10 protein-coding genes and 2 rRNA genes (1 of these 12 running past the window's edge) are annotated in these 9,773 nt (G+C 39.3%); 11 read left to right on the top strand and 1 reads right to left on the bottom strand.

The window, feature by feature from the left end; genetic code table 11:
* From ACUN28_RS01460 to rsmI, 11 genes are all read left to right on the top strand, one after another.
* A 23S ribosomal RNA gene (locus tag ACUN28_RS01460) occupies nucleotides 1-2,467 on the top strand; it begins 455 nt to the left of the window's first position.
* Between the two features lie 49 nt (nucleotides 2,468-2,516).
* Nucleotides 2,517-2,632 (top strand): 5S ribosomal RNA (rrf, locus tag ACUN28_RS01455).
* A 190-nt stretch (nucleotides 2,633-2,822) separates the two neighbouring features.
* Nucleotides 2,823-3,002 (top strand): sigma factor G inhibitor Gin, encoded by a 180-nt coding sequence (locus ACUN28_RS01450; protein WP_000842027.1) that lies wholly within the window; start codon nucleotides 2,823-2,825, stop codon nucleotides 3,000-3,002.
* Nucleotides 3,003-3,074: 72 nt separating this feature from the next.
* On the top strand, nucleotides 3,075-4,496 hold the full coding sequence (locus tag ACUN28_RS01445) for an aminotransferase class I/II-fold pyridoxal phosphate-dependent enzyme (RefSeq protein WP_016085320.1): 1,422 nt from the start codon (nucleotides 3,075-3,077) through the stop codon (nucleotides 4,494-4,496).
* A 1-nt stretch (nucleotide 4,497) separates the two neighbouring features.
* Entirely contained in the window at nucleotides 4,498-5,124 is a 627-nt protein-coding gene (gene tmk / locus ACUN28_RS01440) for a dTMP kinase (RefSeq protein ID WP_016085319.1), read from the top strand.
* A gap of 35 nt (nucleotides 5,125-5,159) precedes the next feature.
* Nucleotides 5,160-6,143 carry a DNA polymerase III subunit delta' gene (gene holB, locus ACUN28_RS01435; protein ID WP_016085318.1) on the top strand — a complete coding sequence of 328 codons (984 nt, stop codon included), beginning with the start codon at nucleotides 5,160-5,162 and terminating at the stop codon, nucleotides 6,141-6,143.
* Nucleotides 6,144-6,148: 5 nt separating this feature from the next.
* The gene (locus tag ACUN28_RS01430; RefSeq protein WP_000272429.1) at nucleotides 6,149-6,976 is read left to right on the top strand and encodes a PSP1 domain-containing protein; all 828 of its coding nucleotides are present in this window, start codon (nucleotides 6,149-6,151) and stop codon (nucleotides 6,974-6,976) included.
* 14 nt (nucleotides 6,977-6,990) lie between these two features.
* Nucleotides 6,991-7,341, top strand: a complete 351-nt coding sequence (gene yabA / locus ACUN28_RS01425) for a DNA replication initiation control protein YabA (RefSeq protein ID WP_000412054.1) — start codon at nucleotides 6,991-6,993, stop codon at nucleotides 7,339-7,341.
* 121 nt (nucleotides 7,342-7,462) lie between these two features.
* Nucleotides 7,463-8,203, top strand: coding sequence for a tRNA1(Val) (adenine(37)-N6)-methyltransferase (locus ACUN28_RS01420; protein WP_016085317.1), 741 nt, complete (start codon nucleotides 7,463-7,465; stop codon nucleotides 8,201-8,203).
* Nucleotides 8,190-8,480, top strand: a complete 291-nt coding sequence (locus ACUN28_RS01415) for a GIY-YIG nuclease family protein (protein ID WP_016085316.1) — start codon at nucleotides 8,190-8,192, stop codon at nucleotides 8,478-8,480. The genes ACUN28_RS01420 and ACUN28_RS01415 overlap by 14 nt, the downstream gene beginning before the upstream one ends.
* Nucleotides 8,449-9,324: a 16S rRNA (cytidine(1402)-2'-O)-methyltransferase gene (gene rsmI, locus ACUN28_RS01410; RefSeq protein WP_016085315.1), complete on the top strand. Its 876-nt coding sequence runs from the start codon at nucleotides 8,449-8,451 to the stop codon at nucleotides 9,322-9,324. Before ACUN28_RS01415 ends, rsmI begins: the two co-directional genes overlap by 32 nt.
* Before the next feature lie 20 nt (nucleotides 9,325-9,344).
* Here rsmI and ACUN28_RS01405 read toward each other — a convergent pair whose 3' ends face one another.
* A complete protein-coding gene (locus ACUN28_RS01405; protein WP_000843036.1) occupies nucleotides 9,345-9,629 on the bottom strand; it encodes an AbrB/MazE/SpoVT family DNA-binding domain-containing protein in 285 nt (94 codons plus the stop codon).
* Nucleotides 9,630-9,773 lie beyond the last annotated feature (144 nt).

Here is a 9,773-nt window from a genome sequence, read left to right as displayed (position 1 = left end):
AGGACCATCTCCCAAGGCTAAATACTCCCTAGTGATCGATAGTGAACCAGTACCGTGAGGGAAAGGTGAAAAGCACCCCGGAAGGGGAGTGAAAGAGATCCTGAAACCGTGTGCCTACAAATAGTCAGAGCCCGTTAATGGGTGATGGCGTGCCTTTTGTAGAATGAACCGGCGAGTTACGATCCCGTGCGAGGTTAAGTTGAAGAGACGGAGCCGCAGCGAAAGCGAGTCTGAATAGGGCGTTTAGTACGTGGTCGTAGACCCGAAACCAGGTGATCTACCCATGTCCAGGGTGAAGTTCAGGTAACACTGAATGGAGGCCCGAACCCACGCACGTTGAAAAGTGCGGGGATGAGGTGTGGGTAGCGGAGAAATTCCAATCGAACCTGGAGATAGCTGGTTCTCCCCGAAATAGCTTTAGGGCTAGCCTTAAGTGTAAGAGTCTTGGAGGTAGAGCACTGATTGAACTAGGGGTCCTCATCGGATTACCGAATTCAGTCAAACTCCGAATGCCAATGACTTATCCTTAGGAGTCAGACTGCGAGTGATAAGATCCGTAGTCAAGAGGGAAACAGCCCAGATCGCCAGCTAAGGTCCCAAAGTGTGTATTAAGTGGAAAAGGATGTGGAGTTGCTTAGACAACTAGGATGTTGGCTTAGAAGCAGCCACCATTTAAAGAGTGCGTAATAGCTCACTAGTCGAGTGACTCTGCGCCGAAAATGTACCGGGGCTAAATACACCACCGAAGCTGCGAATTGATACCAATGGTATCAGTGGTAGGGGAGCGTTCTAAGTGCAGTGAAGTCAGACCGGAAGGACTGGTGGAGCGCTTAGAAGTGAGAATGCCGGTATGAGTAGCGAAAGACGGGTGAGAATCCCGTCCACCGAATGCCTAAGGTTTCCTGAGGAAGGCTCGTCCGCTCAGGGTTAGTCAGGACCTAAGCCGAGGCCGACAGGCGTAGGCGATGGACAACAGGTTGATATTCCTGTACCACCTCTTTATCGTTTGAGCAATGGAGGGACGCAGAAGGATAGAAGAAGCGTGCGATTGGTTGTGCACGTCCAAGCAGTTAGGCTGATAAGTAGGCAAATCCGCTTATCGTGAAGGCTGAGCTGTGATGGGGAAGCTCCTTATGGAGCGAAGTCTTTGATTCCCCGCTGCCAAGAAAAGCTTCTAGCGAGATAAAAGGTGCCTGTACCGCAAACCGACACAGGTAGGCGAGGAGAGAATCCTAAGGTGTGCGAGAGAACTCTGGTTAAGGAACTCGGCAAAATGACCCCGTAACTTCGGGAGAAGGGGTGCTTTCTTAACGGAAAGCCGCAGTGAATAGGCCCAAGCGACTGTTTAGCAAAAACACAGGTCTCTGCGAAGCCGTAAGGCGAAGTATAGGGGCTGACACCTGCCCGGTGCTGGAAGGTTAAGGAGAGGGGTTAGCGTAAGCGAAGCTCTGAACTGAAGCCCCAGTAAACGGCGGCCGTAACTATAACGGTCCTAAGGTAGCGAAATTCCTTGTCGGGTAAGTTCCGACCCGCACGAAAGGTGTAACGATTTGGGCACTGTCTCAACCAGAGACTCGGTGAAATTATAGTACCTGTGAAGATGCAGGTTACCCGCGACAGGACGGAAAGACCCCGTGGAGCTTTACTGTAGCCTGATATTGAATTTTGGTACAGTTTGTACAGGATAGGCGGGAGCCATTGAAACCGGAGCGCTAGCTTCGGTGGAGGCGCTGGTGGGATACCGCCCTGACTGTATTGAAATTCTAACCTACGGGTCTTATCGACCCGGGAGACAGTGTCAGGTGGGCAGTTTGACTGGGGCGGTCGCCTCCTAAAGTGTAACGGAGGCGCCCAAAGGTTCCCTCAGAATGGTTGGAAATCATTCGTAGAGTGCAAAGGCATAAGGGAGCTTGACTGCGAGACCTACAAGTCGAGCAGGGACGAAAGTCGGGCTTAGTGATCCGGTGGTTCCGCATGGAAGGGCCATCGCTCAACGGATAAAAGCTACCCCGGGGATAACAGGCTTATCTCCCCCAAGAGTCCACATCGACGGGGAGGTTTGGCACCTCGATGTCGGCTCATCGCATCCTGGGGCTGTAGTCGGTCCCAAGGGTTGGGCTGTTCGCCCATTAAAGCGGTACGCGAGCTGGGTTCAGAACGTCGTGAGACAGTTCGGTCCCTATCCGTCGTGGGCGTAGGAAATTTGAGAGGAGCTGTCCTTAGTACGAGAGGACCGGGATGGACGCACCGCTGGTGTACCAGTTGTTCTGCCAAGGGCATAGCTGGGTAGCTATGTGCGGAAGGGATAAGTGCTGAAAGCATCTAAGCATGAAGCCCCCCTCAAGATGAGATTTCCCATAGCGTAAGCTAGTAAGATCCCTGAAAGATGATCAGGTTGATAGGTTCGAGGTGGAAGCATGGTGACATGTGGAGCTGACGAATACTAATAGATCGAGGACTTAACCATATAATATGAAGCAAATGTTATCTAGTTTTGAAGGAATATGCCTTCATAGTTTGGTGATGATGGCAGAGAGGTCACACCCGTTCCCATACCGAACACGGAAGTTAAGCTCTCTAGCGCCGATGGTAGTTGGGACCTTGTCCCTGTGAGAGTAGGACGTCGCCAAGCAAGCTAAAACACGAATCATTTGATTCGTGTTTTTTTGTGTTTTCAAAAAGTACGTAAAAAGAAGTAATGGTAATACAAACACGTTGCCCAAGGGTTAATCATATTATATAAGAGATTGATGTATATTTTTCTGTAAATTGTTAAGGAATAGAAGTATAAAAGATGTCCATTTAAATAGGGAGGGAAGGTTATGAAATCACAAAATGAAGTTTGTATTGTTTGTGAGACAGAAAGAAAAGAAGGGATATATGTTTATAATAATTTAATATGCTATGAATGTGAAAAGGATATGGTGAATACGGAGACAGATGATCCGAAGTATATATATTATTTAAAACAGCTTCGGAAATTAGAAGTATCATATTTTTAAATAGGCATATGCCTATTATTTTTTTTGTTCTGTATAATAGATAAAGAATGAAATAATAAGGAAGAGATATAGATGAATCAAAATCGCATACCTTTATATGAGGCATTAATAGAGTTTAAAGAAAGGGCACCGTTATCCTTTCATGTTCCAGGGCATAAAAACGGTTTAAACTTCCCTCAGGAGGCAGTAGGGGAGTTTAAAGATATACTATCTATCGATGTAACTGAGTTGTCAGGGTTAGATGATTTACATAGTCCGTTTGAATGTATAGATGAGGCACAACAATTATTAGCTGATGTATATGGAGTGAAAAAAAGTTATTTTTTAATTAATGGTTCAACAGTAGGGAACCTAGCAATGATTTTGTCTTGTTGCGGGGAACATGATATTGTTCTTGTACAAAGAAATTGTCATAAATCAATTATTAATGGTTTAAAATTAGCAGGAGCAAATCCAATTTTTTTAGATCCATGGATTGATGAAGCTTATAACGTACCAGTGGGAATTCATGGTGAAATTATTAAGGAAGCAATTGAAAAATATCCAAATGCTAAAGCACTCATTTTAACGCATCCTAATTATTATGGTATGGGGATGGATCTAGAGGCAAGCGTCGCTTATGCACATGCACATAAAATCCCTGTTTTAGTAGATGAAGCACATGGAGCCCATTTTTGTTTAGGAGGGGCATTTCCAAAGTCAGCGTTAGCATATGGGGCAGATATTGTAGTTCACTCTGCACATAAAACATTACCAGCGATGACGATGGGATCCTATTTACATATAAATAGTAACTTAGTGAAAGCAGAAAAGGTTTCTACTTATTTAAGTATGCTACAATCTAGTAGTCCATCGTATCCAATTATGACTTCTCTTGATATTGCACGCTTTACAATAGCGCGTATAAAAGAAGAGGGACATGATGAAATTGTCGAGTTTTTACGGGAATTTAAAGAAGAATTATCTTCTATTCCACAAATAGCTATTTTACAATATCCATTACAAGACGAGTTAAAGTTTACCATACAGACCCGTTGTCAGCTGTCAGGATACGAATTACAGTCTGTATTTGAAAAGGTCGGGATATATACAGAAATGGCGGATCCATATAATGTCCTATTTATTTTGCCCTTGCAAGTAAATAAGGAGTATATGAAGGCTATAGAGATGATCCGAGGGGCATTGCAATATTATGAGGTGAAAGACAAGAAGAAATCTATTCGTTATACTTATAAAGGAGAGTTTTCTCCTTTACCGTATACATATAAACAACTGGAAGGATATGAAACAAAAGTAGTATCTGTAGAAGAAGCAGTTGGGATGATAGCGGCGGAAATGGTAATTCCGTACCCACCTGGAATTCCATTGATTATGTATGGGGAAAGAATTACTTCAGAACATAAAGAGCAAATTATGTATTTAGAGAAATCAGGTGCTCGTTTTCAAGGTAGCACGAAATATATGAAAGTGTATGATATGGAAAGTAGGTTTTAGAATGAAGGGATTATTTGTAACAATTGAAGGTCCAGAAGGTTCGGGTAAAACAACATTAATTCAAAGTTTATTGCCATACTTTGAACAAAAAGAACAAAAGGTGATGGCGACGAGGGAACCAGGTGGTATTGCAATTTCTGAGGATATTAGAACGATTTTACATAAACAAGAATATACGATGATGGAAGCACGTACAGAGGCGCTTCTGTATGCTGCTGCACGTAGGCAACATTTGGTGGAAAAGGTTATGCCGGCGCTTAACGAGGACTACCTTGTACTATGTGATCGTTTTATAGATAGCTCTTTAGCGTATCAAGGATATGCAAGAGGATTAGGTATGGATAAAGTATTTGAAATAAATCGTTTCGCAACAGAGGACTGTATGCCTAGTTTAACGATTTACTTAGACATTGAACCAGAGATTGGTTTAGCTCGAATTGAAAAAGATGCAGGACGTGAAGTGAATCGATTAGATATGGAAGATATCTCTTTCCATAAACGTGTGCGTGAGGGATATTTACAAGTTGTAGAACGTTTCTCAGATCGTATTGTATCGGTAAATGCTGATCAACCAATGGAAAAACTTATAAAAGAAGTTGTTCAGATTATAGAAGATAAATTGTTATAATAGAAGGAAAGAATGAAATAAGTGAGGTATGCATTATGACGAAGACGTGGGAGCAGCTTTCTGCTATACAACCCATCGGTGTAAAAATGTTGATGAATAGCATTGCAAAAGAGCGTATATCCCACGCTTACTTGTTAGAGGGAGGGAAAGGGACAGGAAAATTTGCGACAGCAATTCAAATGGCAAAGAGTTTCCTCTGTTCTCAGCGGAATGGGGTAGAACCTTGTCATGTATGTACAAATTGTAAGCGAATTGATTCAGGTAACCACCCTAACTTACATATTGTAAAACCAGACGGATTATCTATTAAGAAGCAGCAAATTCATGATTTACAAGAAGAGTTTTCAAAAACAGGATTAGAAGCAAATAAAAAAGTATATATTATTGAGCACGCAGACCGTATGACAGCAAACGCAGCGAATACACTCTTGAAATTTTTAGAAGAACCAAGTAGTGATACAACAGCTATTTTACTTACTGAACAAAGTCATCAAATTTTAAATACGATCTTATCTCGCTGTCAAGTTGTTACATTTAGACCGTTACCTACGGAATCTTTAATTAAAAGATTACAGGATGAAGGTATTACGGCAGCTTTATCGACACTTGCTGCGCAGCTCACGAATAGTTTTGATGAAGCTTTAGCTTTATGTAGTGATGAATGGTTTGCACAAGCACGAGCTTTAGTGATAAAATTATGTGAAGCGCTCGAAAAAGACAAAGCCTCTATTTTTTTTGTTCAAGAAAAATGGGGAAAGCACTTTAGAGAGAAAGAACAATTACAGCAAGGTTTAGATATGTTACTCCTTATTTATAAGGATTTATTATATGTTCAACTTGGAGAAGAAGATCGTCTTGTTTTTCATGAGCAGAAAGAGATGTTTGAATCTTTCTCCTATGCTCAGAAGCGCATTGTATCAGCTCTCTTTAATATATTAGAGGCAAAAAATAGAATCAACGCTAATGTAAATGCGCAGCTTGTGTTCGAACAGTTAGTGTTGCGGTTGCAGGAGGGATGACCGTTTTGTATGATGTAGTAGGTGTTCGCTTTAAGAAGGCCGGAAAGGTGTATTACTTTGACCCGAATCAGTTCGATATCTCTGAAAATGAGTTTGTAATTGTAGAAACAGTAAGAGGTATTGAATACGGAAAAGTAGTTATTACCAAAAAGCAAGTTGATGAAAACGACGTTGTATTACCGCTAAAAAAGGTTATTCGTATTGCTAATGAAAACGATCGTACCATTGTTGAAGAGAACAAACATGCTGCGAAAGAAGCATATCAAGTTTGTCAGCAAAAGGTAGTAGAACATAATCTTGATATGAAACTTGTAGATGTAGAGTATACGTTCGATCGCAATAAGATTATTTTCTATTTTACTGCGGATGGTCGAATTGATTTCCGCGAACTAGTGAAGGACTTAGCAGCAATTTTTAGGACAAGAATTGAACTAAGACAAATTGGTGTTCGTGATGAAGCAAAGATGCTTGGTGGTATTGGTCCATGTGGTCGTATGCTTTGTTGTTCTACTTTTTTAGGAGATTTTGAACCTGTATCCATTAAGATGGCAAAGGATCAAAATTTATCATTAAATCCTGCAAAAATCTCTGGTTTATGTGGTCGCTTAATGTGTTGCTTAAAATATGAGAATGATGAATATGAGGCAGCAAAGGAACAACTTCCTGATTTAGATCAACGTATACAAACCCCGCATGGTACTGGCCGTGTTATCGGATTAAATATTTTAGAAAGATTAATTCAAGTGGAACTAGTAGACAAGGAACGGATAGTAGAATATACGTTAGATGAGTTAGTGAATAAAGGGGTCGTTTCGAGTCAAACCACAGATTAATGAGGTGGGTGCTTGTGGAGAAAAAAGATATTTTTGCATCGGTTTCTAGTATGGAAGAGCAAATTGGACATTTATACAAACAGTTGGGAGAATTAAAACAACATCTTGCAGAGCTGTTGGAAGAAAACCAACATATAAAAATGGAAAATGAAAATTTGCGACACCGCTTTGAAGAAGTGCAGATTAAAGAAAAACAAAAAGCTCAAAAACGTAAAGAAGTGAAGCCGAAGACAGATATTGGTGAAGGCTACGATAATTTAGCAAGACTATATCAAGAAGGTTTTCATATTTGTAATCTGCATTATGGAAGTGTACGTAAAGAGGGAGATTGTTTATTCTGCCTGTCATTTTTAAATAAAAAGTGAAATTACCTTTCCAATAATAATTGGAAAGGTAATTTTTTATACATGAGAGTAGAATGAAATATGTTTTTTTATTAGTAGAAGATGAAATAGGGTAGGTTAAGTGTAAGAAAAGGAGTAACATATGAATTTATATGAAGATGAACGTTTAGATTACTTATTAGCGCAAGATATGAAAATCGTGCAAAGTCCATCAGTATTTAATTTTTCTTTAGATGCTGTTTTACTTGCAGACTTTGCCTGGGTACCAATTCAAAAAGGTAATTTACTTGATTTGTGCACAGGTAACGCAGTTGTGCCCCTTCTATTAAGTACAAGAACAAAAGGGAGCATTACAGGTGTGGAAATTCAAGAACGTTTATATGATATGGGAATCAGAAGCGTTCAATACAATAAGTTAGAAGAAAGAATTCACTTAATACATGGAGATTTGAAAGATATGCCGGAGAAACTTGGACGTCATCAATATGATGTTGTCACATGTAATCCGCCTTATTTTGAAACACCTGCAACTTCTGAGAAAAATATAAATGAACATTTAGCGATAGCTCGTCATGAAATTATGTGTACATTAGAGGATGTTGTATCTGCAAGTAGTCAGCTAGTAAAGCAAGGCGGGAAAGTAGCATTTGTACATCGTCCAGGTCGTTTACTAGATATTGTTACATTAATGCGTAAATACAAAATTGAACCAAAACGGGTACGATTTGTTTATCCTAAGGCAGGTAAAGAAGCGAATACATTGTTAATTGAAGGAATTAAGGACGGAAACGCAGATTTAAAAATATTGCCACCTCTTTTTGTATATGAAGAAAATAATGAATACACAAAGGAGATTCGTTCAATTTTATATGGAGAAGAATAAGCATTGTTTTTATGTAGTAGAGTGCTCTGATGGAAGTTATTATGCTGGATATACAAATCATATAGAGAAGCGGATTCAGACCCATAATAATGGAAAAGGGGCTAGGTATACGCGTGCTAGACTTCCTGTTGTTTTAAAATACGTAGAATTTCATGAAGATAAGCGTACAGCTATGCAAGCAGAGTATTATTTTAAGCAATTAAATAGAAAACAAAAAGAAGAATATATGCAAAAAGGAGAACGCTATGTGGCAACAAAAAAGCTTTCAACAAAATGAAAAGGGAGTTTTATATTTAGTACCAACTCCTATTGGAAATTTAGAAGATATGACATTTCGTGCAATCCGAATTTTAAAAGAAGCTGATTTAATTGCTGCTGAAGATACGAGACAAACGAAAAAACTTTGTAATTATTTTGAAATTGAAACCCATGTTATGAGTTACCATGAGCATAATAAGGAAGTAAGTGGGAAAAAAATATTAGAGAAGTTAGACGAAGGAAAGACTGTAGCACTTGTTAGTGATGCTGGTATGCCGTGTATTTCCGATCCAGGTTACGATATTGTTGTAGAGGCTGTAGCGGAACAGTATCATGTTATCCCGCTTCCTGGGGCAAATGCGGCCCTTACAGCATTAATTGCATCAGGTCTTGAAACAAAACAGTTTTATTTCTATGGATTTTTACAAAGAAATAAAAAAGAAAGAAAAATGGAGTTAGAGAAGCTTCGTTATGTACAAACTACAATGATGTTTTATGAAGCGCCTCACCGTTTAGATGATACTTTAATCTCAATGCAAGAAGTGTTGGGAAATAGAGAAATTGTATTATGTCGAGAGTTAACGAAAAAATTCGAGGAATTTATTCGAGGAACAGTTGAAGAAGCAATTGAGTGGACGAAACAAAATGAAGTTCGTGGTGAGTTTTGTATTTTAGTAGCTGGTTCAACGGAAGAACCTGCCCCAGAAGAACAATGGTGGGAAGCTATTTCAATATATGATCATATTGAACATTATATAAACGAAAAAGGTATGAATTCAAAAGAGGCGATAAAAACAGTCGCTAAAGATCGAGATTTGTCGAAACGCGATGTATATCAAATCTATCATGTCGATAAAAAATAAGCTTCTCATAATTGAGAAGCTTATTTTGCTGTTTCGATATAATCTTGAAGTTCGTTTAAGATTTGCTCAGCGCCTTCTTTGCTTAAGATAATTTTACCTTCAGCTAAAGATAGGTTACCATCAGATACTTCACCAGTTACTTGGCAAGTCATGTTTGGTTTATATTTTTTTAAGATGATTTTCTCGTCATCAACGTAGATTTCAAGAGCATCCTTTTCTGCAATACCTAAAGTACGGCGTAATTCGATTGGAATTACTACACGACCTAATTCATCAACTTTACGAACGATACCAGTAGATTTCATAATTCTTTTCCTCCTAAAGAAATAGTTTATAAGTTTCGAGTCTATTTTTAGATTCGTCATTTTTCGACAAAATACCCTATGGACATATGATACCAATCATTTACATTTCCGTCAATTCTTTAATTCTATATTTTTTAAAAAGAT

The organism is Bacillus sp. WC2507, assembly GCF_052656125.1.
The sequence above is the reverse complement of the archived record's forward strand: the minus strand, read 5'-3'. Positions and strand labels throughout refer to the sequence as shown.

Excerpts from the sequence above, each read along its gene's own strand:
- ACUN28_RS01450 (WP_000842027.1), top strand. The coding sequence starts at position 2,823 with ATGAAATCACAAAATGAAGTTTGTATTGTTTGTGAGACAGAAAGAAAA.
- rsmI (WP_016085315.1), top strand. The coding sequence starts at position 8,449 with ATGTGGCAACAAAAAAGCTTTCAACAAAATGAAAAGGGAGTTTTATAT.
- ACUN28_RS01445 (WP_016085320.1), top strand. The coding sequence starts at position 3,075 with ATGAATCAAAATCGCATACCTTTATATGAGGCATTAATAGAGTTTAAA.
- tmk (WP_016085319.1), top strand. The coding sequence starts at position 4,498 with ATGAAGGGATTATTTGTAACAATTGAAGGTCCAGAAGGTTCGGGTAAA.
- ACUN28_RS01415 (WP_016085316.1), top strand. The coding sequence starts at position 8,190 with ATGGAGAAGAATAAGCATTGTTTTTATGTAGTAGAGTGCTCTGATGGA.
- ACUN28_RS01405 (WP_000843036.1), bottom strand. The coding sequence starts at position 9,629 with ATGAAATCTACTGGTATCGTTCGTAAAGTTGATGAATTAGGTCGTGTA.
- ACUN28_RS01420 (WP_016085317.1), top strand. The coding sequence starts at position 7,463 with ATGAATTTATATGAAGATGAACGTTTAGATTACTTATTAGCGCAAGAT.
- holB (WP_016085318.1), top strand. The coding sequence starts at position 5,160 with ATGACGAAGACGTGGGAGCAGCTTTCTGCTATACAACCCATCGGTGTA.